Origin of the sequence: uncultured Thiocystis sp. (assembly GCF_903866365.1) — a bacterium.
Taxonomy (GTDB): Bacteria; Pseudomonadota; Gammaproteobacteria; order Chromatiales; family Chromatiaceae; genus Chromatium.
The window spans coordinates 1-26,827 of sequence record NZ_CAIPNF010000343.1; the positions used below are offsets into that span (position 1 = coordinate 1).

Consider the following 26,827-nt stretch of genomic DNA (forward strand, 5'->3'; position numbering starts at 1 on the left):
GATCTCGACATAGCGAATATTCGATTACGACAACGACAACGACCTGAGACGGTCTTGGGACTTTCGCACAGTTGCACTAGCGCGAGCCGGTTCGGCTAACCCCTCGCGCGATCATGCGATGCACTGACCGGAGCCGGCCCGATGTGCTACCGTGACCGCTCACGGCATCCGCCATATCACCCGCGCCCCGTCATGTCCAGCGTCTCCGCCGCCGACCTGCTCGACCCCAAGAACGACTACGTCTTCAAACGCATCTTCGGCGAAGACCCCGCATTGCTGGTCGCCTTGATCAACGACCTACGCCCGGACCTGCCCGAAATCCGCGCAGTCGAGATCCTCAATCCCGGCATCCGTGCCGAGGAACTGCGCGGCAAATACATCATCTTAGACGTGCTCGCGCGCGACGCCGAGGGACACGCCTACAATGTCGAGATCCAAGTGCGCCGTTATGGCGCCTGGCACCAGCGCGCACTCTACTATCTGGCGCGGATGCTGGCCCAGCAACTGGCGTCGGGCGAAGATTATGACACCCTGCGCGCGGCGGTCGGGATCCACCTGTTGGACTTCGACCTTTTTACCGCCAATTCCGAACAATGCGCGCAAGCTCTCTGGCGTTTCGAGATGCGCGACGCGCATCAACCCCAAGTCACGCTCGGGAACCGACTCCAGTTGACCCTGATCGAATTGAAAAAGGCGGATCGTCTGCGACAGGAAACGGGGCCATTGCGTGACTGGATCAACTTTTTCGAGCATTGGCGAGAGGAGCAAACCATGGCCGAAATCGAGCATGCGCCGATCCGCGAGGCGCTCAATCAGGTGCGTCGGCTGAGCGCCGACGACGAAGCGCGACGGCTGGCGTTCGTGCGCGAGCGGGCGCTGCGCGACGAGGCGTCCCTGCTCAAGGAGGCACGAGCGGAGGGCGAGCAGATCGGGATGCAGAAAGGCCGTCAGGAAGGTCGTCAGGAAGGCGAGCGGCTCGGACTGCAAAAAGGCCGTCAGGAAACCGCCCGCAACCTGATCCAGTTAGGCGTGCTCAGCGATGGGCAGATCGCCCAGGCCACCGGACTCAGTGTGGCGCAGGTCGAGGTGCTGCGCTCCGCTGCCCCGTCTTGACCAGCGACGATAAGAGAATATCGCGGGTATCTTGCTTCATCGCGTCGGCCTGTATCCAGGCGTTGGGGCTTAAACGGCTACTCCCACTCGATCGTCCCCGGCGGCTTGCCGGTGATGTCGTACACCACGCGCGAGACGCCGGGCACTTCGTTGACGATGCGCCGGCAGACCAGATCGAGAAACTCATAAGGCAGATGCGCCCAGCGGGCGGTCATGAAATCCAGCGTCTCGACCGCGCGCAGGGCGATGACATGGGCATACTGGCGGTTGTCGCCGACCACGCCCACCGAGCGCACGGGTAAAAAAACCGCGAACGCCTGCGAGACCTGGTCATAAAGATCGGCCCGGCGCAGTTCCTCGATGAAGATGTGATCGGCCAGACGGAGCGTCTGGGCGTCGTGTCGCTGCACTTCGCCCAGGATTCGCACGCCAAGACCGGGGCCGGGGAAGGGATGACGATAGACCATCTCGGACGGCAGACCCAGTTCGACCCCGATCCGGCGCACCTCGTCCTTGAACAACTCGCGCAGTGGTTCGACCAGCTTGAGATTCATGTCGTCCGGCAGGCCGCCGACATTGTGATGCGATTTGATGATCCGGGCCTTGCCGGTCTTGGCGCCGGCGGATTCGATCACGTCCGGGTAGATGGTACCCTGCGCCAGCCACTGCACATCCTGGATCTTGCTGGCCTCGTCGTCGAACACCTCGATGAAGGTATTGCCGATGATCTTGCGTTTCTGTTCCGGGTCGCTCACGCCCTTGAGCCGACCCAGAAAACGCTCCTCGGCATCCACCCGGATGACGTGCACGCCCATGTGACGGGCGAAGGTCGCCATCACCTGATCGCCCTCGCCGAGTCGCAGCAGGCCGTTGTCGACGAAGACGCAGGTGAGTTGATCGCCGATGGCGCGGTGGAGAAGGGCGGCGACCACGCTGGAATCGACGCCGCCGGAGAGTCCGAGCAGAACCTTATCGTTGCCTACCTGGGCGCGGATCGTCGCGAGGCTGTCCTCGATGATGTGGTCCGGGGTCCAGAGGCGCCCGCAGCCGCAAATCTCGTGTAAGAAACGCTCGATGATCCGCTGACCCTGGCGGGTGTGGGTCACCTCGGGATGGAACTGCACGCCATAAAAGCGGCGCTCCTCGTCGGCGATCCCGGCCAGCGGGGCGTTCTTGGTTTCGGCGATGACCTGAAACCCCGCGGGCAACGATTCCACGCGGTCGCCGTGGCTCATCCAGACATCCAGGAGTCCGTAGCCCTCGGGGCTGGCGTGGTCCTCGATATCGCGCAGCAGTCGCGAGTGCCCGCGCGCCCGCACCTGGGCATAGCCGTATTCGCGATGGGTCGCCTGAACGACCTCGCCGCCAAGCTGCGCGGTCATGGTTTGCAGACCGTAGCAGATGCCCAACACCGGGATCTGGAGGTCGAAGACCAGCGGATCGGCGCGCGGCGTTTCGGCCTCATGGACGGATTGCGGGCCGCCCGAGAGGATCACCCCGCTGGGCGCGAAATCGCGGATCGCCTGGGCGTCCAGGTCGTAGGGGTGGAGTTCGCAATAGACCCCGGCCTCGCGCACGCGCCGGGCGATCAACTGGGTGTATTGGGATCCGAAATCGAGGATCAGGATGCGGTCGGCGTGGATGTTGGGCATGGATGAGTTGTCAGTTGTCAGTGTTCAGTTGTCAGCGATCCAGGTCTCGCGCAGCTAGGATGACCCAATGGAACGCGCGAAACGCCGCGATCTTTCAATCTCATCCCGCGAATCCTGAAAAATCCTGTCTATTGTGCGTCAGGTGGCGGTGCGCCACGCAACACTTCGCGATAGGCGCGGATCGCCTCGTAGGTCGTCGGGCGGTCGAGAAAAGAGGTCAGCAGATCCAGATCGAGTCCAGGCAGCGCCTCGCTCGCGACGAGCGGTACATAGCGGTCGTCGTGCAGACCATAGGGCTGGATATGGCCCTTGCGCCAGTACCAGACTTCCGCCACGCCGAGCTTGCGGTAGATGTCGAGTTTGTCGATGCGCCCGGAGGTCCAGAGGATCTCGATGGCGAGATGGGGGCGAGACGCATCCTGGGCGCCAAACACGTAGCACTCGTCCGGCTCGGCCCCCCTGCTGCGATCGGCGGATTGCAGCGTCCAGGAGCCGAGCGTGTTGAAAGGGATGTCGCGCTCCAGACAGTAGACCTCGACCAGGCGGCCGATCATGGATTTGAGCGACTCGTGGGTGCGCGATGGGCTCATGATTTCGACCACTCCTTCCAGGTAGGCAATACGCGGGGCGGAACAGTCGCCGCGCATCGCCAGCAGCCGCTCGTAGTCCTCCCAACTGACACCGGACAGACAAACGATGTGATCCTCGATCGGACGATCGTCGTGTTGCTCGTACTGGGCTTGGGTGTACATTGACCTCGCCTCTTGACGTTAGGGATGGTTCGATCTGGATGGCGGGAGAACAGGAAGCGATGCTCAAGCCAGACTGCCGGGCATACATCCGTCTCCTTCGTCACAGGATACGGTGCTCCTGGGCGTACTGGCGCAGTGCATGGTTCACCGCGGTCGAATCAGGAAAGATCCGCCAGCGCCAGACATCAATTATCGATCCGATAATTCGGCGCCTCCTTGGTAATCTGCACATCATGCACATGCGATTCGCGCATCCCCGCCGAGCTGACGCGCACGAACTCGGGCTTGGTCCGCATCTCCTCGATGGTGGCGCAGCCGGTATAGCCCATGCTGGAGCCCAGACCGCCGACCAGTTGATGGATCACGTTGATTAGGCTGCCCTTGTAGGGAACGCGACCTTCGATCCCCTCGGGGACCAGCTTTTCCTTCGCGGTGTCTTCCTGGAAATAGCGGTCGCTGGACCCTTCGGTCGAACCCATGGCGCCCAGCGAACCCATGCCCCGATAGGATTTATAGGAACGCCCCTGATAGATCTCGACCTCGCCCGGCGCCTCGTCGGTGCCGGCGAACATGCCGCCGATCATGACGCTGTGCGCGCCGGCGGCGATGACCTTGGCGACATCACCGGAATAGCGCAGGCCGCCATCGGCGATCACCGGCACTCCGCTGCCTTCCAGTGCCTCGGTGACGTTGGACACCGCCGTGATCTGCGGGACGCCGACGCCGGCGACAATGCGGGTGGTGCAGATGGAGTTATGCACGATGGCGTTATCGGCGATGAAGCTATGGGTTGGGCAATCGACTTCAATGTCGTAGACGGGAAGCGCCAGATGGAGCGGTTGCTGGTCCAGTAGCTTCAGAACCTGATAGTCCCTGGTCAATCGCTTCGCGTGCGAGACGTTCAGGCGGGCACGATAGGAATCCCGGCAATTCTCGTCGCAGGTGCCGACCAGTCCGCCCGCCGACGGCGCCTCGACATGGCTATTCGGCAGACTGCCCTTGAGCAACAGACAGAGCAGGCTGAAGAGTTCGATCAGCGACTGGGAGGTATTGCCGAAACAGATCCGACCATCGGCCGCGGTATAGCCGTCGCTGTCCAGAAGCCCATCGAACAGCCCCCGCAGATAGTCGGGGTTGGCGCAAAGCAGATCGGCTGGCAGATGTTTTTCGTGGCGTTTGCCCAGGCGTGCAAGTACGCGCGCCCATTGTAACGAATAGAAATGGATGTTGATGAGGCTGGGACCAGCCGTCTGCACCGGCGCGACCCCGGTGACCTCCTCGACACAGGCAATCAGTTTGTCAGCGATGACTTGTTCGTGCTCGCCAAAAACCCAAGAAATCCGCTTCGCCTCGCCATCTCCGGATCTGTTGGCCTGTCCACCAACGACAAGAAAGGTTCCGAACAGATAACCAAGCGAATAGGAGTCGCGAACGCGCATTCCATCGGTCAGATCGATTTCAATGGTTTCGGGTAGCTCGAACGCGACCTGGCGCGGGAACAGACAGGTGCCGCGCTCGACCTCGCCGATAGCCGTCCAGCCGATCTTTGAGGCGCCCGTCCGCGTGGGTCGGTCCAGTACATTGACATACCCCTTCGAGGCCACGGTTTCCGCGCTTGCGGTGGCGAGGTCGCCGATCAGATAGCGATGATCGGGCGTGGCGAGCGTGCCCCAGAGCGAGGCGGTATGCCGAATCTGCATGACCTCGCGCACTCCTGTGCACCAGGCATTCACGACCGTGACAGGCTGTCCATCCCGATTGATCACCCGCTCGCCGGGGCGGACATCCTCGATATTCCGGTAGCTGGCATCCGCCATCAGAATCCGTGTCCCCGCCGCGAAACAGCCAGGTCCAATGCCGACCTTCACCGCATCCGCGCCCGCGTCGCGCAGCGCCCGCGCGGCGTCGGCGGTGGCGATATTGCCGCCGATGACCTGGAGATCGGGGTAGTGGGTCTTGACCCATTTCACGCGGTCGAGCACGCCCTGCGAGTGACCATGGGCGGTATCGACCACGATCACGTCGACCCCGGCCTCCACCAGCGCGGCGATGCGCTCCTCGGTGCCCCGGCCGACGCTGACCGCCGCGCCGCAGCGCAGCCGTTCATGCGAATCGCGCGAGGCTTTGGGGAAGTCCTTCGCCTTTTGGATATCCTTGACGGTGATCAGTCCACGCAGCTCGAAGCGGTCGTTGACCACCAGCACCTTCTCGATTCGGTGCTTGTGCAGCAGGCCCACCACATCCTCGCGGCTGGCGCCCTCGCGCACCGTGACCAGACGTTCCTGGGGAGTCATGACGGCGGAGACCGGCGCGCTCATGCGGGTCTCGAAACGTAGATCGCGCCCGGTGACGATGCCGACCAGCTTGCCGTTCTCGGTCACCGGGACGCCCGAGATGTTGTGCGCATGGGTCAGCGCGACGACCTCGCCGACGCTGATGTCGGGCGCGACCGTGATGGGATTGCGGATGATGCCGCTCTCGTATTTCTTGACCGCCAGCACCTCGCGGGCCTGACGCTCGGCGTTCATGTTCTTGTGGATGATGCCGATGCCGCCTTCCAACGCCATGGCGATGGCCAGCCGGGCCTCGGTGACGGTATCCATGGCCGCCGAGACCAGCGGAATCCGCAGTTCGATCCCGCGGGTCAGCTTGGTGTGGAAATCCACCTCGTTCGGGAGCACCCTGGAATGGGCGGGGACAAGGAGGACATCGTCGAAGGTGAGTGCTTCCTGGATCAGGCGCATGGGGATCGGGCTCCGCGGATCGTTTCCAAAGGCTGGAAATTAACCCGTAAGTATAGGATTTCAAATCCGAGTGGTAAACTTGCTTTTATGATGGACTTTTCCCGCGACATCTACAGCGTGGCGCGCCTCGCCAGCGAGGTGCGGGCCGTGCTCGACGGCAGTTTCCCGCTGCTGTGGGTGCGGGGCGAGATCTCGAATCTGGCCCAGCCCGCCTCGGGACATCTGTATTTCAGCCTGAAGGACGAAGCGGCCCAGGTCCGTTGCGCCATGTTCCGCGCCAAGCGGCTGTTGCTGCCGTTTAAGCCGGCGAACGGCCAGCAGGTTCTGGCGCGCGTGCGGGTCACGCTTTATGAGCCGCGCGGCGATTTCCAACTGGTGGTCGAGCACCTGGAGCCGGGCGGCGAGGGCGCGCTGCGGTTGGCCTTCGAGCAGTTGAAACAAAGGCTCGCCGCCGAAGGTCTGTTCGCCGAGTCGATCAAACGTCCGCTGCCGGCATTTCCGCGTCAGGTGGGCCTGATCACCTCGCCCTCGGGCGCGGCGGTGCGCGACCTGCTCGCGGTGCTCAAGCGCCGGTTCAGCGCCTTGCCGGTGCTCATCTATCCCGCGCAGGTCCAGGGCGAGGCGGCGGCCGCGTCACTGATCGCCGCGCTGACGCTCGCCAATGCCCGCGCCGACTGCGATGTGTTGATCCTGGCGCGCGGCGGCGGTTCGCTGGAGGATCTCAACGCCTTCAACGACGAGTCGCTGGCGCGGACGATGCGCGCCTCCGCGATTCCGGTGGTCAGCGGGGTCGGTCATGAGAGCGACTTCACCATTGCGGATCTGGTGGCGGATCGGCGGGCGGCCACGCCCTCGGCGGCGGCCGAACTGGTCGCGCCCTCGTCCGAGCAGGTCCGGCAGCGACTGACCGCGCTGTCCGTGCGTCTGGCCGAGGTTCAGCAACGTCGGTTTGACCGCGTCCGCCAACGACTGGCGGGCGCGGTGCGCCATCTGGGGCTGCTGCATCCGGCTGCCCGGCTGCAGCAGCAGTCGCAACGTCTGGATTTTGCCCAACAGCGGCTGTTGGCCATGATGACGGAGCGGCTGGCGCGCGCCCAAATCCGGCTCCGCCCAGTCGTTGCGCGTCTCGGGGCGGTCTCGCCGGAACGGCGACTGGAACGGGCGGGGATGTCGCTGGCCTCGCTCGGTCAACGGCTCGCTCGGGCGTCTCATCGGATGGCGGAACAGCGGCGCGCGCGGCTACTGCGTGCTATCGCCGGACTGGAGGCGCTCAGTCCACTGGCCACGCTGGCGCGCGGCTACGCCATCGTTACGCGCTGGCCGGATGGTTCGATTATCAGAGATCCGCATCAAGTTTCGCCCGGAACCCGCATTCAGGCGCGGGTCGCGGCTGGTGTTCTGGTTGCAACCGTTGAAGATCGTGACCCTAAATGATCGGCTTTAAGGTGCTGGTACCACGGCGCGTAGCGCCGCCCGATGCGTCACACCGCAGAGCGGTGTGACGAGAGCTTCCCATTTTACGGAAATCACCTTAAAGCACTGAAAAATCAATCGCTTAAACCGCGTCAAGTACAACGTCCATGGATGAATGCAAAACCAGGGACAACGCGCAAACGACGCATGTCGCTGGGAGACGCGGTTTAATCGCCTCAGTCTTCCGCGCGCTGATAGGCGTCCGCCATCTGCTTCTGGATGGTGGCGGGCACCGGTTCGTAGCGACTGAGTTCGATACTGTAGGTGCCCTCGCCGCCGGTCATGGCCTTGAGTCGGGCGTCATAGCCCGACAACTCGGCTAGCGGCGCCTCGCCTTCGATCAGGATGCGACCGCGACTCTTGGTCTCGCTGCCGTTGATGCGGCCGCGCCGGCTCGACAGATCCCCCGCCAGATCGCCCATGGCGCTATCCTGGGCGGTGATGCGGATCTTGACGATTGGTTCCAGGATGACCGGTTGGGCCTTGAGCACGGCGTCGATGAACGCCTTGCGTCCGGCGGTGGCAAAGGCGATGTCCTTGGAATCCACGGGATGGAATTTGCCGTCATAGACGGTGACCTTGACATCCTGGAGCGGATAACCGGCGACGGCACCTTCATCGAGTACCTGACGCACGCCCTTCTCGATCGAGGGGATGAAGTTGCCGGGGATGACACCGCCGACCACCGCGTCGATGAACTCGAAGCCGGCGCCGCGTTCGTTGGGCTCGACCCGCAGATAGACCTCGCCGAACTGACCCGCGCCGCCGGTCTGCTTCTTGTGCCGATGATGCCCTTCGGCCTTGCCGACGATGGTCTCGCGATAGGGGATGCTCGGCGGGTGGGTCTCCACCTCGACATGGAATTGTTCGGTCAGCCGGCGCAGCAGCACCTTGAGGTGCAATTCGCCAAGACCGCGGATGATGGTCTCGTTGGCGGCGGCGTTGTGTTCGAGATGGAAACAGGGGTCTTCCGCCTCCAGTTTATGCAGCGCGTCGGTCAGTTTCTGCTCGTCGCCGCGCTTGGCGGTGTTGATGGCGAGTCCGAACAGCGGTAGCGGGCACTCCAGACTGGCGAGGTGGAAGTGGTCTTCCTCGTGCGAGTCGTGCAGCACTGCGTCGAAATGAATGTCGTCGACCCGCGAGACGGCGAGGATGTCGCCGGGGACGCCTTCGCTCACCTCGACCAGTTCGCTGCCATGCAGGCGGTAGAGATGATTCACCTTGAAGGGCTTGCGGGCGTCGCCGATGAGGAGCTGCCCGCCGGTCGCGATGCGGCCCTGATGGATGCGAAAGATGCCAAGTTTGCCCCGGAAAGGGTCGTTGATGATCTTGAAGACATGCGCCACGACATGCAGCGCCGGATCGGGCGTGACGGTCACCGGCAACAGCGTGGCGCCTTCGCCTTTCAGGAAGGGCGGCGGGTTGCCCTCGGAGGGATTGGGCATCAGCCGCGCCAGAATCTCCAGCAACTCGGGAATGCCGGCGCCGGTCTGCGCGGACACGAAACAGATGGGGATTAGATGGGACTCGCGCAGCGCGATCTCGAAGGGGTCATGGAGCTGTTCGGGCGCCAGATCCTGGCCCTGCTCCAGATACACCTCCATCAATGCCTCGTCGACTTCCACGACTTGGTCGATAATATGGCTGTGGGCATCTTCGACCGAGGTGAAGTCCGCGCCCTCGCCGGTCGGCTGGAAAAAGCAGTCGACGACCCGCTTGCCGCCGTCCGCCGGGAGATTGATCGGCAGACATTCGGCGCCGAAGGTCTCGCGGATCTGCTCGGTGAGGTCGGCAAGATCGAGATCCGGGGCGTCGATCTGGTTGACGATGATGAGACGGCACAGCTTGCGGTTGCCCGCGGCCTTCATCATACGGATGCTCATCGGCTCGATGCCGGACTGAGCGTTGATGACCAGGGCGGCGGTCTCCACGGCGGGCAGCACCGAGATGCTGCGTCCGAGGAAATCCGGGTAGCCGGGGGTGTCGATCAGATTGATGTGTTTGCCGCCGGTACTGAAGCTCGTGATGGCCGCGTCCAGCGAGTGTTGCAGTTCCTTTTCCAGCGGGTCGAAATCGCAAACCGTGGTGCCCCTGGCGACGGTTCCAGGGCTGGGGATCACGCCGGTGGCGGCGAGCAGTGCCTCTACCAACGTGGTCTTACCGGAGCCGGCGTGGCCGACCAGGGCGATATTGCGGACGTCCTCGGCATTGTAGTCAGACATCGGTGATCCTGTCGTGGCGCTTGAGTGGAAATGCGGGGCGTGGGTGCGCCCTTTCGGCTGATCGTGCTGAAGAACTGAAATTATACTGTAACCGAGATGTCGCACCGACGGTATGTCGGGGCAATTCCGCGGCGCCTGCGTTGGATCAATGTTCAATGCGCGGCGGTCATCGACAAACGGGCAAAAAAATGGCGGCCAATTGGCCGCCTAAAGACGCACAGCGATTGAGGAGGATCTTGCGGGATGATGCGCTGGTCTCGGCGTCTCGCCGCCCTGTCCGATTCGTCCCGATGTCGTGAGTCACGTTAACAGATCCCTGGAGGGTAAAAGATGGCACTGGTTCTCAACTCCGATGCATTTGTCGATGGCGATCCGATTCCGCGTCAATTCACCTGCGAGGGTGAGGATATCTCGCCTCCGTTGTCCTGGGACAACCTGCCGGCCGGTACCGAAAGTTTGGTCTTGATCGTCGACGATCCGGATGCTCCCGATCCCGCCGCCCCGCGCATGGTCTGGGACCATTGGGTGCTCTATAACCTGCCCGCGACCACTCCGGGTCTGCCGGAGGGCGTGGCGTCCGCTGACTTGCCGGCGGGGACTGGCGAGGGCATCAACAGTTGGGGGCGCACTGGCTACGGCGGTCCCTGTCCACCCATCGGACGGCATCGCTATTTCCATCGGCTCTACGCGCTGGATACCTGCTTGCCGTCCGAGCTGGGCAATCCCGGCAAGGACGATCTGCTGCTGGCGATGGACGAGCACATTCTCGCCCATGCCGAGTTGGTTGGAACCTACGAAAAACCGGCATAAACGCGATCGCGATCCCTGCTGGCAAGGCCCGCGATCGCGCGCCCCATACTGCGTTTTTCTCAATGGCGATCCACAGGATCGCCTTCGAGATTGCCGGATCCCGTTTCAGGCCCCGAGCAGATGCTGAAAATTGGCCAGACGCTCGGGGGCGATCAGACCATCGATCACGGCCTGACGGATGGCGCAGTCCGGCTCCTGATCGTGGCGACAGTCGGCGAAGCGACATTGACCCTGATACGGCCTGAATTCGCGAAACCCCTGCTGGAGTCCCGCGCGGTCGATGGCGCCGAGCCGGAAACTGCGCACGCCCGGCGAGTCGATCAGCAGGCCGTCGCCGGGCAGCCGATAGCAGGTCGCCGCCGAGGTGGTGTGGCGCCCCAGACCCGTGGCCTTGGACAGCAGCCCGATCTGGATGTCCCGATCGGGCAGCAGCGCCTTGACCAGCGAGGATTTGCCGACGCCCGATTGTCCGACCAGCACGCTGACCTCGCCGGCGAGACCCGCGATCAGGGAGGCGAGCGTGTCGGGTTCGCGCAGACTGATCCACAGGGTGCGGTAACCGATCGTCTGGTAGTGCGCGAACCGGCGCTGGAAGTCGGCACGCGCCTCGCCTTCGAGCAGATCCATCTTGTTGCCGACGAGCACGGCTTCGACTCCAATGGTCTCGGCGGCCACAAAATACTGATCGACCAGATAACCGCTGGGTTCGGGTTCGGGCGCGATCAGAACCACCAGTCGGGTCAGGTTGGCGGCCAGCGCCTTGTCATAGCCATTGAAATCGGGCCGGCTCAGGACCGTGGTGCGCGGCAGGATGGCCGTGACGACGCCCTGTTCGTCAGCGATCCGCTGCCACACCACCCGATCGCCGCAGACTGGGTGACCGATATTCTGGCGCGACAGACAGTGGAAGAGATGCCCGCTAGAGTCCTCGACGGCCAGATTAGCACCATGGCGGACCACCACGCGGCCTTCTTCGGGTTCGGTTTCCGCGTCGAGTTCGGTCAGCGCGATGTCCGGGCGGGACTCAAGACGCTGGCGGCGACGTTCCTGGATGGTGCGGATGCGTTCGATCTGGCGTTCGGACAGCCGGCGCTTGGTCATCGGATCAGCGCGGGAAGTGATAGAAATTTTGATTCAGATAGGTGGCGACGTCGCTGATATTCTCGTCGAACCACTGGAGCCCCAACGACAACTCGCAGCGCTGGACTTGACGTTCCAGCCCATCGAAAGCGCTGATTTTGCGAGCTTCCCGGGTATAAACCTCGCTGCCATGACAGCGGACGCAATGCTCTTGATAGAGCGACTCGGCGTCGTCGGCCGCGCGGGCGAGGGCCGGGGTTCCGGCGATCAGGACGAGACCCGCGAGGGTGGAGGCAAGAACAGGGAAACGGTCGATCATGGGATGACTCCGTGGCGATTTGACAAAGCATAGTAGACCAACCATCGTTGTCCCGCACGATTCCGCCTGACCGATCACCCGGCCTCCCTGACGAGGCGCCGCATGGAAATCATTGCATGAACAAGAGTGAAAATAACCTGATCTGGCTCGATCTGGAGATGACCGGGTTGGACCCTTTCCAGGATCGCATCCTGGAGATCGCCACCATTGTCACCGATAGTGAGCTACGGATTCTGGCCGAGGGTCCGGTCATGGCGATTCATCAGACGGACGACATTCTGGACGGGATGGACGACTGGAACCGCGAGCATCACGGCGGTTCAGGTTTGCTGAAGCGGGTGCGCGCGAGCACCCTCTCGGAGACCGAGGCAGAGTCCGCTACACTGGATTTTCTGGCGGATTTCGTGCCTGCGGAAGCGTCGCCGCTGTGCGGCAACAGCATCTGTCAGGACCGCCGTTTCCTCGCCCGCTGGATGCCCAAGCTGGACGCCTATTGTCACTACCGCAACCTGGATGTCAGCACGCTCAAGATTCTGGCCCTGCGCTGGGCGCCCGAGGTCGCGAGCAGTTTCAAGAAAGAATCCAAGCACCTGGCATTGGACGATATCCGCGAATCCATCGCCGAACTGCGCCACTATCGCGAGCGGTTGCTGCGGCCATTCTGAACCTGCCTCAATGCGCTCTTGGCATGGCGGCGATCTGGGCGACATCCTGGGCCTCGAAGTCCATGCCGAACGGGAGCCCCGGATTGAGCGTGATGGCGAAGCCGACGCCGAGTTTCTCCAGAATCCAGGCGAAGTCGGCCACGAGTCCGCCGCCATAGCCGGGAAAATCCTTCACGAACGCCTTGGCCCGCTCGGGGTTGGTGAACAGAACCAGGACTTCGTCGCCCTCGTCGGTCGTGAGTTTGAGCGGCTGGGCGATCTGCTGGGTTTGCAGACCGCCGATCTGATGCTTTTCGTAGACTGGCATGAAGACCTCGGAGCCAAGCAGGGTCGCGATGAAGGATTCGGGCGGAATCCGCCCCTCCTGCGCCTCGATCAGTTGGCGTTCAAGGTCGTTTTGAGCGGTGAAAGTGTCGGGCATGGGGGGTTCCGGAGGGATTCGATGACCCCGAAAATCTGGGGGTTGGTCCGCGCGATCTCAATTGCCCGCCCTGGAAATCGGCGGCTGGCTTATAGGCGCTCGCGCAGATCCCGCACCGAAAACCCGCGCCATGGGTCGTTCATGCCCTTGTTCAGACCCAGTACCTTGAACCGCTCGCCCATGGCGGTGGGCAGGAGTAACTGTTTCGCGCCCAATGCCCGGGCGAGTAAGTCGGGCGCATCGGTCATCAGACTGTCGATCCCGCAGCCGAGCAGAAAGTGCGCCTGGGTGGTGAAGCCGGCCAGCTCGAAACCGGCGGCGAGTCCGGCCTCGGCCACGGCGGTGAAGTCGACATGGGCGGTGATGTCCTGCAATCCAAGATCGCGATAGGGATCGTCATGCGCCTGATGGCGATGGTGACACAGCAGCGTGCCCATGGTCCGGTCCGCCTGATAATAGCCCGACCGGGGATAGCCGTAGTCGATCAACAGGACCAGACCCGATTGCACCGCATCCGACAACGCCGACAGCCAAGGGGCCAGACACGGATTGATCTCGGAGGCATAGCCGGCGGTGTGGGCAAAGCCCTCGGACTGGAGTGCGGCGACGGTCTTGGCGAGTCCGGGCGAGCGGATGGGCGCGGTCGTCTCGGCCAGTTGGCCCGCGCGATCGGTGACGAAGACCTCGTCGACACCGCCATCCTCGCGCACCCGAAAGCGCTGGACCGGCATGGCGTCCAGAACCTCATTGGCCAGCACCACGCCGCGCAGGTCGCGGGGCAGTGCCGTCAGCCAGCCGCAGCGGTTGGCCAGATGTGGTGCCTCGGTCTGAATGCGCGCGCGCTGGCGATCCTGGAGATCCGGGCTGAGTTCCAGAATCCAGTAACGGTCGGGCAGGGCGCCGAGCCGGTCGAGTTCCCGGAGCACCTGGACCGCGAGCGCGCCGCTGCCGGCACCGAACTCGAACAGATCGCCGCCGCCTAAGCGCTCCAGAACCTCGGCGCACTGTGCCGCGACGCATTGGCCGAACAGTGGGGACAGCTCCGGGGCCGTGACGAAATCGCCACCCGGCCCAAATTTGGGCGCGCCGGCGACATAGTAGCCAAGTCCTGGGGCGTAGAGCGCCAGATCCATGAAGCGGTCGAAGGGCAGCAGTCCGTCGGCGTCGGCGATCGCCGCGCGGATCAGGGCGAGGAGTCGGGCGCCGAGGTCGGCGCGATCCGCCGTGTCGCGGTCGGGCAAGACTGAGGTGTCGTGATGATTCATTCGGGCTGTCCGCGGCGGTCGGTCGGTGGTGGGCGGATGGGCGATTTCCCGGAAATCACCTTGAAAGACGTCCGGTGACACCGGACGCGGTTTAGAATAACCGGAATGCCGGATCCATTGATGAGCGACGACCAATGAGCGACAACCACAAGGCGATTCTCCATCGCGGTGCCGAACACAGTTCGCCCTATCCGGTTAGCCGGCTGGCGCCGGCCTTCGATACCGGCGATTTGGCCGCCGAGGTCGCCAGGGCCGAATCCATGCTGAGCGTGCGCACGGGCGCCAAGCTGCGGGTGATCGCCGATCAGATCCGGCTGCTCCAGCAGGAGGCCCGCAAAGTGCTCGACGATGCGCGCGAGGATCAGGCGCTGAATCAGGCCCAATGCGCCTTCAAGCGCATCCCCGGCAAGACCTATCATCTTTATCGCCGCGAGGATGGCCGCGCCTTCTTTTCCATGCTGTCGCCGGCGGAGTGGGGCGGCTCCACGCCACACCGGTTCGTCGGCTCCTATCGGCTGGAGACCGACTATTCCTGGATCCCGGACGAACAGGCCGACCGGACCGACGAAACGGGCGAACTGGTCGCCCAGTTGCTGCGGATTGGCGGGATCGGTCACGCGGACGAGGGTCCGTGCAGCCTGCCCTGATCGACCGTCCGCCCGGTGCGCCTTCACTCCCTGGGATCGCCGAGTTGCACTCGGCTCCTCGGCCAACCGGCCGGCGCGAAGCGGCCGAGTTCCGCTCGCCGCTCCTGGGCAGCATCATCTCCATCCCTTGAGCAGGATGCAGGCCAAGGGGCGAACCGATTCGCCGCGTCGGTTGCGCGGATTCAGGGGCGAATGAATTCGCCCCTACGGCGATGCCGCGCAACGGTTAATGAACAGGATTTCGCAGGGTGAACAGGATGTACATCATTGTTTTTCATCCTGTCAATCTTGAAAAATCCTGTGAATCCTGTCCATTTGAAGCGTTGATTCCGGTCGAAAGCTTCCCGGAAATCGCCTTGAAGATCAATTGATTATCCACGAGAGAGATCCGCCCATGAAAATTCTGTTGATCGGTGCCGTCGCGCTGCTCCTGCTTTTCGTCACCGCGATGGCGGTGTTCGTCTTCGTCGTGCAGAACGTCGAGACGCCTGAGTATCGGGTGGTGGAACAGGATGGCCCCTTTGAAGTTCGGGACTATCCGCCACTGGTGGTCGCCGAGGTGACGACCAGAGGCGGGCGCCAGAAGGCGCTGAGCGCCGGTTTCTCTCCGCTGGCGAACTACATCTTCGCCAAGGAACGCGCGGGCGATCGGGTGTCCATGACGGCCCCGGTGATCCAGCAGCGCGCCGAGCCCATCGCCATGACCGTGCCGGTCACGCAATCCCAGGACGCGGACGGCGTCTGGACCGTGCGCTTCATCATGCCCGCGCGCTACAGCCTGGAAGATCTGCCGGCGCCGGCCGGCGCCGAGGTGCGGCTGCGCGAGCTGCCGGCGCGACGCAGCGCGGTCGTTCGCTTCAACGGCAGAACCACGGATGAGTCGATTGAGGTTCAGGAGGATGCGTTGCGCGAATGGATCGACGCGCGCGGACTGTGCCCGGCCGCCCCGCCGGTCTATGCCTATTACAACGATCCCTTCACGCCCGGCTTTCTGCGCCGCAACGAGGTGATGATCGACGACACCGACGCTGTTCCGGAGGTCATCAACTGATGTCCGCGCACGAAAAACCCTATGCTTCCTCCTGCGACGAGAACCGGGAGCCGATCCTGGCCGTGATCCGGCCGCTGTTCGCGTCGGCGCGTTATCTGCTCGAAATCGGCAGCGGCACCGGTCAGCACGCGGTCTGTTTCGCGGCGGCCATGCCGCATCTGACCTGGCAGACCAGCGATGTCGCGGAGCATCTGCCGGGCATCCGCGCCTGGCTGGAGGAGGCCGCGTTGCCCAATCTCCCGCCGCCGCTGACCCTCGATGTCAACGATGACTGGCCGGCCGGCCCTTTCGATGCGGTCTTCAGCGCCAATACCGCGCACATCATGTCGGCGGCGGATGTTGCCGTCACCTTTCGCGGCGTCGGCGCGGTGCTCGCGCCCGGCGGCCATTTCGCGCTCTATGGCCCCTTCAACGAAGGCGGACATTACACCAGCGACAGTAACCGGCGTTTCGATGCCGCGCTCAAGGCGCGCGATCCCAGAATGGGTCTGCGCGATCTGGACGATCTGCGCACGCTCGCCGCCCGGCATGAGCTGACGCTCATCGACAATCACGCCATGCCGGTCAACAATCGCACGCTGGTGTGGCAGCGCGGCGGTGCGGGCGCGTCACCGGCTAGCGTCTGAAAGCACACAGCGGACGGCGCTGTTCGCCGCGCGCTCGCCGCGCTCGATGACAACCCCGACATCGACGCCTTCGCCCACCGCGCCCGGCTTGTTCAGCGTCAGGCGCAGCCAGGGGATGCCGAACTCCTCGCGCAGGATCGCGGCGCAGTGCTCGGCGAGCGTCTCCACCAGCTCGAAGCGGTTCTCCGCGACGGCCTGGACAAGGCGCCGGGTCACGGCGTCATAGTCCAGCGCATCCGCGATCCGGTCGGTCGCGGCGGCGCGGGCGATGTCGCTGGCCATCTCCAGATCCAGGATGAGGGGTCGGCGCGCACGCTTCTCCCAATCGTGAATGCCGATGATGGTCTCGATCCGCAGACCGCGGATGAAAACGATGTCCATGGGCGAAACCTCCGGCGACGACGCCGGCGACTTGAGTAGTTATCCTATCTTGACCGCAATCCTCATCACAGGTCCAATTCCGACTCATGATTATCAGCATCCTGCTCATCGCCGCCGCCTACCTGTTGGGTTCCGTCTCCAGCGCCATCATCGTCTGCCGGATGATGGGCCTGCCCGACCCGCGCACCCAGGGCTCCAATAACCCCGGCGCGACCAACGTGCTGCGCATCGGGGGCAAGAAACCGGCCGCCATCGCCCTGCTCGGCGATAGCCTCAAGGGTTTGCTTCCGATGCTCCTCGGACATGCGGTCGGCGTGGCTCCGGCGGTGCTGGCGGGGATCGGTCTGGCCGCCTTCATCGGCCACCTCTATCCGGTTTTTTTCGGATTCCGCGGCGGCAAGGGCGTGGCGACCGCCCTGGGCGTGCAGTTCGGGCTCTACTGGCCGATCGGTCTCGGTGTCGCGGCCATCTGGCTCTTCGTCGCCAAGGTACTCAAGATCTCCTCGCTCTCGGGATTGATTTCCATGGCGCTCGCGCCGGCGATCGTCTGGGCGTTCTGGCCCGATCGCGTGCTGATCGGCATGCAGCTCATCATCACCGGTCTGCTGATCTGGCGTCATCGCGGCAACATCCGGAATCTGCTTACCGGCAAGGAAGAGCGGTTGGTGTCCAAGCCGGACTAAACCGCGCCCCGAGCCCTTGGTACTGCTACGGATTTGCTGCATTCGTTTGACGGATCGACAGGTCGATATCATGGTCACACCGGATCGGGAGGCGGCGATGAGCGACAAGACGCGGGAGCCCCGTGCAGCGTCCCAGGCCGCGCGCGATGGCCATGAGGGCGAGCGTCCGGCGGAGGCTGGTTTGCTGAATCAAGGGCTGCTGCGGGTGCAGTTCCAGAACCTGATCGCCGCGCTCAATTCGGCGCGTCAGGCCAATGACGCGACCCAGTCGCTCATGCTCGATCTGCGAAGCCACCAGATCGAACTGGAGCTGCAGGGACGCGAACTGTGCAAAAGCCAGGAGGCCCTGGAATCCTCTCGCGATCACTACGCCAGTCTCTTCCAGGACGCCCCGGTGGGCTATGTGGTGTTCGATGCGGCGGGCATGATTCGGGCGATCAACCGCGCGGCGGCGGCACTGCTGGGCCAGCCGGCAGATCGGCTGGCGGGTTGCCCATTCCAGCGCTTCCTGGTTGGCCGCTGCAACAGCGCCTTTCTTGCGCACCTTCAGGCGGTCTTCGCGGACGCGGGGGCGCCGCCGGCGGCCTTCGATCTCGTGGAGCGCCTGCACGATGCGTCACGGACGCGGGTGGTGCGGCTGCGTTCGATCCGCCGCGCGAGCGCCGTCGGGACTGAGTGCTTCACGGTTTTGCTCGACATCACCGCCGAACACGAGGCCGAGGAACGCCGATTGGCGAGCGACCGGCTGCGGCAGTCGGTCCTCGACGCGCTGCCGGCGCAGATTGCCGTCCTGGATCCCGCTGGACACATCCTGGCCGTCAATCGTGCATGGCGCGAATTCGCCGGAGAAAACGGCGGAACTGACGCACTGCGCGATGCCATCAACCTGAATTATCTGGAAATCTGTGAACGGGCAGAGCAGGGCGCCGACACGGATGTTCCATCTGCCGCCGCCAGCATCCGGGAGGTCATCCAGCGTCGTCATCCAGGTTTCAGCGTCGAGTATCCCTGTCATTCGCCACAGGAACAGCGTTGGTTCCTGATGAATGTGGCCCCACTGGACAGCGAATTGGTCGGTGCCGTGGTGGCGCACATCGACATCACCGAGCGCCGCCTGGCGGAGGAAGCCGCGCGGCGCGCGCGCGACGCCATCGCCCAGGTCGACCGACTCAATGCAGTGGGCATCCTGGCGTCCTCGTTGATCCATGAAATGCTCCAGCCGCTGAGCGCCGCCGGGTTTTTCTGCAACTCGGCGGCGCAATTGGCGGACGGTCCCAAGGCCGACCCGCGGCGCCTGATCGACGTGATTGCGCGGATTGACAACCAGGTTCGGCGGGCGGGCGACATCATGGAACGCCTGCGTTCCTTCCTGCGCGGGCGCCAGATGCACAAGGTCGCGGTACCGATGACGCAGGTCTTCAGGCACGCCTTCGATCTGGTACAGTGGTTCGCCTCGGATCATGGTGTCCAGTTGCGGCTGGTAGCGCCGGCGGAACTGCCGGAGATCCTGACCGATCCGGTGCAGGTGGAGCAGGTGCTGGTCAATCTCATCTGCAACGCCGTGCAGGCCATCGATGGGGCTGGATCGCCGCGCCGAGAGATTGTTGTCGCGGTGGCGCTGGGGCCAACCGAGATTGAGTTGATCGTGACCGATTCGGGGCCTGGCTTGCCGGCGGACCAGCACGAGAGGCTGTTCAACATCTTCGAGTCGACGCGCGATTCCAGCCTGGGGTTGGGGCTCGCCATCAGTCGGGCGATTGCCGAGGCGCTCGGCGGACGCCTGTGGGCCGCACCGAATCCGGCCGAAGGCGCCGAGTTTCATTTCACGCTACCGTTAGAGCCCGTTTAGCGCGACGGAGCGAATGCACCGCGCCTTGCGGTTCGCTGGGATGGGCGGTGAGACGCGATTTCAAACCGGCGGCAATTCTTCCAGCGGCCAGCGCGCCCTTGGTCTGAAAACCAGCGGCTCGGACTGACCGGCGCGCAGCCGCTGCCAGCCAGCGAAGGCGATCATGGCGCCATTGTCGGTGCAGAAGGTGGGCCGGGGATAGAAGGTAACGCCACCCTCGGCCGCGATGGCGGTGTCCATGCGCTCGCGCAGCCGTCGGTTGGCGCTCACGCCGCCGGCCAGAATCAGCCGACGATGGCCGGTTTCGCGCAGGGCGCGCCGACATTTGATCACCATCGTGTCCACCACCGCCTCCTCGAAGGCGCGCGCGATATCGGCGCGGGTTTGCATTGGATCGGCGGCGATCGGCAGCTCGCGATGGAGCGTATTGAGTGCGAAGGTCTTGAGTCCGCTGAAGCTGAATTCCAGTCCGGGCCGATCGGTCATGGGTCGCGGAAAGCGGAAGCGTGACGGATCGCCCTGTTCGGCGAGTTTGGCCAGCTCCGGTCCGCCGGGGTAGGGCAGACCGAGAATCTTGGCCGTTTTATCGAACGCCTCGCCAGCGGCGTCATCGAGCGATTCGCCGAGAATCCGGTAGCGTCCGATGCCCGCGACATCCACCAGTTGAGTATGACCGCCGGAGACCAGCAGCGCGACGAAGGGAAAGTCTGGGGCCGGATCCTCGATCAGTGGAGCCAGCAGATGTCCTTCCATGTGATGCACGCCGATGGCCGGCACCCCCCAGGCCCAGGCCAGACTGCGCCCCAGCGCCGCCCCGACCAGGAGCGCGCCGATCAAGCCGGGGCCGGCGGTAAAGGCCACGCCGTCGATCCCGTTTGGAGCCAGCCCGGCCTCGTCGAGCACCTGGCGGATCAGCGGCAGGGTCTTGCGGACATGATCGCGAGAGGCCAACTCGGGCACCACGCCGCCATATTCCGCGTGAATCTCCACCTGACTGTAAACCGCGTGAGCGAGCAGCCCGAGATCGCCGTCATAGACCGCGACCCCGGTTTCGTCGCAGGATGTCTCGATACCTAGTACACGCATGTTTTTACGTCCAGAGATTAAAGCGAATTTGGGGCATATTAAACCGCGTCGATGCCGACGTTTGCAGGTTCGCGCCAATCTGTCCGAACACTTCGGGCAACGCCTAGCGCACCGGACGCGGTTTTATTTTGCAATCAAGGTGGATATTCCGGTAAAATTGGCGATCTTTTTCACCGGCCCCTCCCATCTGGAGACACCCAAGGACACTCTATGCCCAGCGTTCGCGTCAAAGAAAACGAGCCATTCGAAGTCGCTATGCGGCGATTCAAGCGTTCCTGCGAAAAGGCAGGGGTGCTCGCCGAAGTCCGCCGTCGTGAGTTTTACGAAAAGCCCACCTCCGAGCGGAAACGTAAAAAAGCGGCGGCCGTCAAGCGTCATCAGAAAAAATTGCAACGCGAATCCCGTCGCTGGGAACGCCCATACTGATCGGGCGAGGGCTGGCATCCAGGCTTACCCCGGATGCGGCTAATGGAGTCGATCGGTCTCCCGCTTTCGAATCCAATCGCTGTTCCGCGCGATTGGGTTTCTGATCCGTTTTTCCGAACCCGTTTTTCGACCCGTCATACCTCAGCGTTCAGGGAGCGTCGTCAGCCATGCTCAAGCAGCAAATCCAGGGCGATATGAAAACCGCCATGAAGGCGGGCGACAAGGTTAGGCTTGGCGTGATCCGCCTGATCCTCGCCGCCATCCAACAGCGCGAGATCGATGAGCGCATCGAGCTCGACGATCCGCAGGTTCTGGTGGTGCTCGACAAGATGCTGAAACAGCGCCGCGACTCCATCACCCAGTACAGCGCTGCCGGGCGCGAGGATCTGTCGGATGTCGAACGCTTCGAGGTCGAGGTGATCCAGGGCTATCTGCCGACCGCCCTGACCGATGATGAGCTGACCACGTTGCTCGACGCGGCCATCGCCAGTTCCGGCGCCGCCGCCATGAGCGACATGGGCAAGGTCATGGCCATCGTTCGCCCGCAGGTTCAGGGCCGTGCCGACATGGGCGCCGTCAGCGCCATGGTCAAGCAACGGCTCACGGGCTGATCCACGCCCTTCCATCCTCTCGCTTGCGACTCAGGCATGGCCGGTAGAATCCCACCCGAATTCGTCGATGACCTGCTGGCACGGACCGACATCGTCGATCTGATCGGTTCCCGCATCCAGCTTCGCAAGGCGGGCAAGGACTATCAGTCCCGCTGCCCCTTCCACGACGAAAAGACCCCGTCCTTCACCGTCAGCGCGGATAAACAGTTCTATCATTGCTTCGGCTGCGGTGCCCACGGTTCCGCGATCGGCTTTCTCATGGAATACGATCACCTGCCATTCCGGGAGGCGATCGAGGAACTGGCCCAGCGGGCCGGGCTTGAGGTTCCGTCGAGCGGCGAAGTCGTGCCGGCCGCGCCCGATCAAACGCCGCTGTTCAATCTGCTCGAACAGGCCGCCATCCTCTATCGCCAGCAACTGCGCGAGCATGCGGAGGCGTTCCGGGCGGTGGACTATCTGAAAAGTCGCGGACTGACTGGCGAGATCGCCGCCCGCTACGACCTCGGTTTCGCCCCGCCCGGCTACGACTTCCTCCTGTCCCGGTTGGGCGCGGGCGCCGTCGAGCGCGAGCGCCTCATGATCTGCGGTCTGATCGCCGAACAGGACGGGCGGCGCTACGACCGCTTTCGCGACCGCATCATGTTCCCGATCCGCGATCGTCGCGGGCGGGTCATCGGCTTCGGGGGGCGGCTCCTCGGCGAGGGCAAGCCGAAATATCTGAACTCGCCGGAAACGCCGGTCTTCCACAAAGGCCGCGAACTCTATGGTCTGTTCGAGGCCCAGCAGGCGAATCGCAAGCTGACCTCGCTGCTGGTGGTCGAGGGCTATTTGGACGTGATCGCGCTGGCCCAGTTCGGCATCGGTAACGCGGTCGCGACACTGGGCACCGCCACCACGCCCGAACACCTCCAACTGCTCCTGCGCACGGTTCCGGAGCTGACCTTCTGTTTCGACGGTGACCGCGCCGGGCGCGCGGCGGCCTGGAAAGCCCTGGAAACCGCGCTGCCCCTGGTCACCGGCCATCAGTCGATCCGCTTTCTCTTTCTGCCCGAAGGCGAGGATCCGGATACGCTGGTCCGCCGCGAGGGCGCGGAAGGTTTCCAAGCACGCATCAAACAGGCGTGGCCGTTGTCCGCATTTCTCTTCGATCATCTGTCCGAGCAAGCGGATATGACTAGCCTCGATGGTCGTGCCAGACTCTCCAATCTGGCCGCGCCATTGGTCGAGCGGGTGCCGAAGGGGATCTACCGCGACCTGCTGAACCAGCGGCTGGCCGAACTCGCAGGGTTGGCCGACCCGTCGGCCGCGCGCCCGACGCGTGCCCGCCGCCGGAGCCATCCGCCGGGCCAGCCCGTGCGTCTCAGTCTCGTCGCCCAGGCCATCGCGCTATTGCTCGATTACCCCGAACTGGCCCCTGAAGCCACGCGACTGGACGACGACTGGCGCCGCGCCCAGTCCCCCGGCACTGACATTCTGGTGCATCTACTTGAAACGCTTACGGCCAATCCCGATATGAACAAGGCGATCCTGCTTGAACGTTGGCGCGAACATCCACATTTCGCGTATTTGCAGCGACTCAGCGTCGATCCTTTTCTACGGGATGTTGCCCAGGGGGATGTGGCCGCCGAGTTCGTCGGAGCCTTGAATCGACTGACCGAAGAGGTCCGCAGGGCGGAGCGGCATCGTCCTTTCAACCAGCGCAGCACCGCCGAATGGTCCGAAGAGGTGCGAGCACGGGCGGAGAGCGATGCCAAATCGGCTCGTGTGCGCCGTGACGAATCTTGATCGATTCCGTCGATCCATGCTTGCTCCCCTTAAACTCGAAACATTCCAGATATTTTCCGACCGGGAGGAATCTAAATCGTCAGGGCGAGCGCGTACCCCTATAAATCAATAAGTTACAGTTCATATGTATTGTGAAGCTCGCATCTTAACTGTTTGATTTTATTGATTTCAGAAAAAATTATACGCGATCACCCTGTCTAAATCGTATATCTCCATGTAATTTCGGATTTCCATGCTATAATTACAAGTTCGCTTTTAATCCGCCTTTCGTTGCGCCCCAGTCAAGGTATCCCATGGATCAAGAACAGCAACAGTCTCAACTGAAGCAACTGATCGCCAAGGGCAAAGAACAAGGTTATCTGACCTACTCAGAGGTCAACGATCATCTGCCTCCCGGCATCGTCGAGACTGATCAGATCGAAGACATCGTGCGCATGATCAACGACATGGGCATCCTGGTCCAGGAGGTTGCCCCCGATGTCGTCGATCACACCCTGAGCGATTCCGCGGTTTCCGACGACGAGGCCGCCGAGGCTGCCGCCGCCGCGCTCGCGACGGTCGACAGCGAATTCGGCCGCACCACCGATCCGGTGCGCATGTACATGCGCGAGATGGGAACGGTCGAACTGCTGACGCGCGAAGGCGAGTTGATCATCGCCAAACGCATTGAGGACGGCCTCAATCAAGTTCTGGCTGCGCTGTCCGTCTACCCGCGCACCGTCGAAAAGCTCATCGAGATTTTCGGCCGCGTCGAACGCGAGGAGACCCGCCTGACCGACGTCATTTCCGGTTTCAACGACGGTGACGATGAGGTGGCCTTGCCTGTCGCCCACGTCCCCGCGGAGCCGGACATCCAGGCGGACAAGGCCGACACCGATCTCGAAGCCGATACCGACGACGACGACGCCTCCACGGCGGTCGTGTATACCGGTCCGGATCCGGAAGACGCCGCCCAGCGCGCGGCGCTCCTGAGCGATCGCTTCGACGTGCTGCGCGCCGCGCTGGAGCAATACGGACGCGACGACGAGCGTTCCCGCGCCGCAATGGCCGAGGTCTCCGAGGTCTTTCTTCAATTCAAACTGGTCGCGCCGGTTTTTCAGGAACTCACCGATATCCTGCGGACCACCATCGCGCGGATTCGCGCGCAGGAACGTCTCCTCATGGCGCTCTGCATCGAGCAGGCCGGCATGCCGCGCAAGCTGTTCATCGACAGCTTCCCGAAAAACGAGGCCAATCCGGGCTGGCTCGAACAACAACTCGCGAGCGGCCAACCTTATGTCTCGCGGTTGGTCGAACTGTCTCAGGACATCCGCCGCGCCCAGCGCAAGCTGCAGGAAGTCGAGCGCGAAAACATCCTGACCATTAGCGAGATCAAGGAAGTCAACCGCAAGATGTCCATCGGCGAGGCCAAGGCCCGCCGCGCCAAGAAAGAAATGGTCGAGGCCAACCTGCGCCTGGTGATCTCGATCGCCAAGAAATACACCAATCGCGGGCTGCAATTCCTGGACCTCATCCAGGAAGGCAACATCGGCTTGATGAAAGCGGTCGACAAATTCGAGTATCGCCGTGGCTACAAGTTTTCGACCTATGCCACCTGGTGGATTCGTCAGGCCATCACTCGCTCGATCGCCGACCAAGCGCGCACCATCCGCATCCCGGTGCACATGATCGAGACGATCAACAAACTCAACCGCATCTCCCGTCAGATGATTCAGGAGATGGGCCGCGAGGCCACCCCGGAAGAGTTGGCCATCCGCATGGAGATGCCCGAGGACAAGGTCCGCAAGGTGCTCAAGATCGCCAAGGAACCCATCTCGATGGAGACCCCGATCGGCGACGACGAAGACTCGCATCTGGGCGATTTCATCGAGGATTCCGGCGTCATCTCCCCGGTCGATTCAGCGACTGCGGAGGGACTGCGTGAAGCCACCCAGAACATGCTCGCCAGCCTCACCTCACGCGAGGCCAAGGTGCTGCGCATGCGTTTCGGCATCGACATGAACACCGACCATACGCTCGAAGAGGTCGGTAAGCAGTTCGACGTCACCCGTGAGCGCATCCGCCAGATCGAAGCCAAGGCACTGCGCAAGCTGCGTCATCCGACGCGATCCGATAAACTGCGCAGCTTCCTCGACAACGAGTGATCCACCGGCGGCCAGGGACGGCACGCTAAACGCCCTACCGTATTCGGGCCGTTAGCTCAGCGGTTAGAGCAGGGGACTCATAATCCCTTGGTCCTAGGTTCAAATCCTAGACGGCCCACCAACCAAAACAAAGGCTTGCCGAGAAATTGGTAAGCCTTTTTTCTTGTCAGTCCGGCCCATGGGACACTCACGGGACACCGCCAGAGATCGCACGGTATAATCTCCCCCAACATCAGGCAACGCTTGGGGCATCGCATGGCGAGTATCGAGAAACGCACCGACACCACCGGCGCAACCTCCTACCGCGTGAAAATCCGTCTGAAGGGCTATCCCGTCCAGAGCGCGACCTTTCCCCGCTTGACCGATGCGCGGAAATGGGCCACTCAGACGGAGGCCGCGCTTCAGGAAGGCCGCCACTTCAAGACTGCCGAGGCGAAACGGCACACCTTGGAGGACATGCTCGAACGCTATCGCCGCGAGATCCTGCCGACCAAGCGCGACGGCAGGCACCAGAACTTCCAACTGGATTGGTGGATCGCGAAGCTCGGCACGCGCACCCTCGCCGACTGCACCCCGGCATTGATCGCCGAATACCGCGAGATCCTCGCCCGCGAGCCGATGCAGCCCCAAGCGAGCCACATCAGGCGCACCCGCGCGCGTCCCGACGAGACCCCGCGCTATCGCGCCAACGCCACCGTGGTTCGGTATCTCGCGGTCCTGTCGCATGCCTTCACCGTGGCCATGAAGGAATGGGGATGGGTCGACGATAACCCCTGCCGGAAGGTCACCAAGCCGAAGGAGCCGCGTGGTCGGGTTCGCTTCCTGTCCGACGATGAGCGCCATCGGTTGCTTGACGCCTGCCGGGCATCGCGAAGCACGGCCATCTATGCGGTGGTGGTGTTGGCGCTGTCCACCGGCGCCCGACAGGGCGAGATTATGAATCTGCGCTGGGGGCATATCGATTTCACCCGCCGCACCGCGACCCTGCATCAGACCAAAAACGGCGAGCGTCGCGTGCTCCC

At 63.2% G+C, this 26,827-nt stretch carries 23 protein-coding genes, 1 tRNA gene and 2 pseudogenes; 15 read left to right on the forward strand and 11 right to left on the reverse strand.

Annotated elements, in window-relative coordinates:
• Nucleotides 1-192 precede the first annotated feature (192 nt).
• Nucleotides 193-1,113 carry an Rpn family recombination-promoting nuclease/putative transposase gene (locus QZY07_RS19135; protein WP_295406112.1) on the forward strand — a complete coding sequence of 307 codons (921 nt, stop codon included), beginning with the start codon at nucleotides 193-195 and terminating at the stop codon, nucleotides 1,111-1,113.
• A gap of 77 nt (nucleotides 1,114-1,190) precedes the next feature.
• Here QZY07_RS19135 and guaA read toward each other — a convergent pair whose 3' ends face one another.
• From guaA to QZY07_RS19155, 4 genes and pseudogenes are all read right to left on the reverse strand, one after another.
• Nucleotides 1,191-2,765, reverse strand: a complete 1,575-nt coding sequence (gene guaA / locus QZY07_RS19140) for a glutamine-hydrolyzing GMP synthase (protein ID WP_295406114.1) — start codon at nucleotides 2,763-2,765, stop codon at nucleotides 1,191-1,193.
• 128 nt (nucleotides 2,766-2,893) lie between these two features.
• Entirely contained in the window at nucleotides 2,894-3,517 is a 624-nt protein-coding gene (locus tag QZY07_RS19145) for a Uma2 family endonuclease (RefSeq protein WP_295406116.1), read from the reverse strand.
• Nucleotides 3,518-3,702: 185 nt separating this feature from the next.
• Nucleotides 3,703-4,269 (reverse strand): annotated as a pseudogene (locus tag QZY07_RS19150) (IMP dehydrogenase); the annotation flags it as partial.
• Nucleotides 4,270-5,211: 942 nt separating this feature from the next.
• Nucleotides 5,212-6,261: pseudogene (locus QZY07_RS19155) on the reverse strand (IMP dehydrogenase); the annotation flags it as partial.
• A 90-nt stretch (nucleotides 6,262-6,351) separates the two neighbouring features.
• Between QZY07_RS19155 and xseA the strand changes: the two are divergent.
• On the forward strand, nucleotides 6,352-7,695 hold the full coding sequence (xseA, locus tag QZY07_RS19160) for an exodeoxyribonuclease VII large subunit (protein ID WP_295406154.1): 1,344 nt from the start codon (nucleotides 6,352-6,354) through the stop codon (nucleotides 7,693-7,695).
• Nucleotides 7,696-7,910: 215 nt separating this feature from the next.
• On the opposite strand, the gene fusA is transcribed toward xseA, so the two are convergent.
• Nucleotides 7,911-9,956: an elongation factor G gene (fusA, locus tag QZY07_RS19165; RefSeq protein ID WP_295406118.1), complete on the reverse strand. Its 2,046-nt coding sequence runs from the start codon at nucleotides 9,954-9,956 to the stop codon at nucleotides 7,911-7,913.
• Between the two features lie 330 nt (nucleotides 9,957-10,286).
• On the opposite strand from fusA, the gene QZY07_RS19170 reads away from it, so the two are divergent.
• A complete protein-coding gene (locus QZY07_RS19170) occupies nucleotides 10,287-10,766 on the forward strand; it encodes a YbhB/YbcL family Raf kinase inhibitor-like protein (protein ID WP_295406120.1) in 480 nt (159 codons plus the stop codon).
• A gap of 105 nt (nucleotides 10,767-10,871) precedes the next feature.
• Here the strand turns inward: QZY07_RS19170 and rsgA are convergent, their stop codons facing one another.
• Together rsgA and QZY07_RS19180 are read right to left on the reverse strand one after the other, a co-directional pair.
• Entirely contained in the window at nucleotides 10,872-11,867 is a 996-nt protein-coding gene (gene rsgA / locus QZY07_RS19175; RefSeq protein ID WP_295406122.1) for a ribosome small subunit-dependent GTPase A, read from the reverse strand.
• Between the two features lie 4 nt (nucleotides 11,868-11,871).
• The gene (locus tag QZY07_RS19180; protein WP_295406124.1) at nucleotides 11,872-12,165 is read right to left on the reverse strand and encodes a cytochrome c; all 294 of its coding nucleotides are present in this window, start codon (nucleotides 12,163-12,165) and stop codon (nucleotides 11,872-11,874) included.
• Nucleotides 12,166-12,281: 116 nt separating this feature from the next.
• Here QZY07_RS19180 and orn point away from each other — a divergent pair, with 116 nt between their 5' ends.
• Nucleotides 12,282-12,830: an oligoribonuclease gene (orn, locus tag QZY07_RS19185; protein ID WP_295406126.1), complete on the forward strand. Its 549-nt coding sequence runs from the start codon at nucleotides 12,282-12,284 to the stop codon at nucleotides 12,828-12,830.
• Nucleotides 12,831-12,837: 7 nt separating this feature from the next.
• On the opposite strand, the gene QZY07_RS19190 is transcribed toward orn, so the two are convergent.
• Together QZY07_RS19190 and QZY07_RS19195 are read right to left on the reverse strand one after the other, a co-directional pair.
• Nucleotides 12,838-13,251 carry an SseB family protein gene (locus QZY07_RS19190; protein WP_295406128.1) on the reverse strand — a complete coding sequence of 138 codons (414 nt, stop codon included), beginning with the start codon at nucleotides 13,249-13,251 and terminating at the stop codon, nucleotides 12,838-12,840.
• An 89-nt stretch (nucleotides 13,252-13,340) separates the two neighbouring features.
• Nucleotides 13,341-14,516 (reverse strand): SAM-dependent methyltransferase, encoded by a 1,176-nt coding sequence (locus QZY07_RS19195; protein ID WP_295406130.1) that lies wholly within the window; start codon nucleotides 14,514-14,516, stop codon nucleotides 13,341-13,343.
• Nucleotides 14,517-14,650: 134 nt separating this feature from the next.
• Here QZY07_RS19195 and QZY07_RS19200 point away from each other — a divergent pair, with 134 nt between their 5' ends.
• The 3 genes from QZY07_RS19200 to QZY07_RS19210 all read left to right on the forward strand — a co-directional run bounded on the left by QZY07_RS19200 (nucleotide 14,651) and on the right by QZY07_RS19210 (nucleotide 16,840).
• Entirely contained in the window at nucleotides 14,651-15,163 is a 513-nt protein-coding gene (locus tag QZY07_RS19200; RefSeq protein ID WP_295406131.1) for a DUF2452 domain-containing protein, read from the forward strand.
• A 394-nt stretch (nucleotides 15,164-15,557) separates the two neighbouring features.
• Nucleotides 15,558-16,214 (forward strand): heme-binding protein, encoded by a 657-nt coding sequence (locus tag QZY07_RS19205; RefSeq protein WP_295406132.1) that lies wholly within the window; start codon nucleotides 15,558-15,560, stop codon nucleotides 16,212-16,214.
• Nucleotides 16,214-16,840 (forward strand): DUF938 domain-containing protein, encoded by a 627-nt coding sequence (locus QZY07_RS19210; RefSeq protein WP_295406134.1) that lies wholly within the window; start codon nucleotides 16,214-16,216, stop codon nucleotides 16,838-16,840. Before QZY07_RS19205 ends, QZY07_RS19210 begins: the two co-directional genes overlap by 1 nt.
• Here the strand turns inward: QZY07_RS19210 and QZY07_RS19215 are convergent.
• Entirely contained in the window at nucleotides 16,823-17,221 is a 399-nt protein-coding gene (locus QZY07_RS19215) for a dihydroneopterin aldolase (RefSeq protein ID WP_295406135.1), read from the reverse strand. The genes QZY07_RS19210 and QZY07_RS19215 overlap by 18 nt on opposite strands.
• A gap of 86 nt (nucleotides 17,222-17,307) precedes the next feature.
• Here QZY07_RS19215 and plsY point away from each other — a divergent pair, with 86 nt between their 5' ends.
• Together plsY and QZY07_RS19225 are read left to right on the forward strand one after the other, a co-directional pair.
• Nucleotides 17,308-17,904: a glycerol-3-phosphate 1-O-acyltransferase PlsY gene (plsY, locus tag QZY07_RS19220; RefSeq protein WP_295406138.1), complete on the forward strand. Its 597-nt coding sequence runs from the start codon at nucleotides 17,308-17,310 to the stop codon at nucleotides 17,902-17,904.
• Nucleotides 17,905-18,001: 97 nt separating this feature from the next.
• Nucleotides 18,002-19,753, forward strand: coding sequence for an ATP-binding protein (locus QZY07_RS19225; protein ID WP_295406140.1), 1,752 nt, complete (start codon nucleotides 18,002-18,004; stop codon nucleotides 19,751-19,753).
• A 60-nt stretch (nucleotides 19,754-19,813) separates the two neighbouring features.
• Here the strand turns inward: QZY07_RS19225 and tsaD are convergent, their stop codons facing one another.
• Nucleotides 19,814-20,839, reverse strand: coding sequence for a tRNA (adenosine(37)-N6)-threonylcarbamoyltransferase complex transferase subunit TsaD (tsaD, locus tag QZY07_RS19230; RefSeq protein WP_295406141.1), 1,026 nt, complete (start codon nucleotides 20,837-20,839; stop codon nucleotides 19,814-19,816).
• Nucleotides 20,840-21,049: 210 nt separating this feature from the next.
• On the opposite strand from tsaD, the gene rpsU reads away from it, so the two are divergent.
• The 6 genes from rpsU to QZY07_RS19260 all read left to right on the forward strand — a co-directional run.
• Complete coding sequence (rpsU, locus tag QZY07_RS19235; RefSeq protein WP_007041206.1) at nucleotides 21,050-21,265, forward strand: 30S ribosomal protein S21; 216 nt, start codon at nucleotides 21,050-21,052, stop codon at nucleotides 21,263-21,265.
• A 167-nt stretch (nucleotides 21,266-21,432) separates the two neighbouring features.
• Nucleotides 21,433-21,876 (forward strand): GatB/YqeY domain-containing protein, encoded by a 444-nt coding sequence (locus tag QZY07_RS19240; RefSeq protein WP_295406146.1) that lies wholly within the window; start codon nucleotides 21,433-21,435, stop codon nucleotides 21,874-21,876.
• 36 nt (nucleotides 21,877-21,912) lie between these two features.
• The gene (dnaG, locus tag QZY07_RS19245) at nucleotides 21,913-23,661 is read left to right on the forward strand and encodes a DNA primase (protein ID WP_295406148.1); all 1,749 of its coding nucleotides are present in this window, start codon (nucleotides 21,913-21,915) and stop codon (nucleotides 23,659-23,661) included.
• A 293-nt stretch (nucleotides 23,662-23,954) separates the two neighbouring features.
• Nucleotides 23,955-25,805 (forward strand): RNA polymerase sigma factor RpoD, encoded by a 1,851-nt coding sequence (gene rpoD / locus QZY07_RS19250; RefSeq protein WP_295406149.1) that lies wholly within the window; start codon nucleotides 23,955-23,957, stop codon nucleotides 25,803-25,805.
• Between the two features lie 45 nt (nucleotides 25,806-25,850).
• A tRNA-Ile gene (locus QZY07_RS19255) sits at nucleotides 25,851-25,926 on the forward strand.
• 134 nt (nucleotides 25,927-26,060) lie between these two features.
• Nucleotides 26,061-26,827, forward strand: a 767-nt coding sequence (locus QZY07_RS19260; RefSeq protein ID WP_295406152.1) for a tyrosine-type recombinase/integrase, incomplete at its 3' end; no start/stop codon positions are given.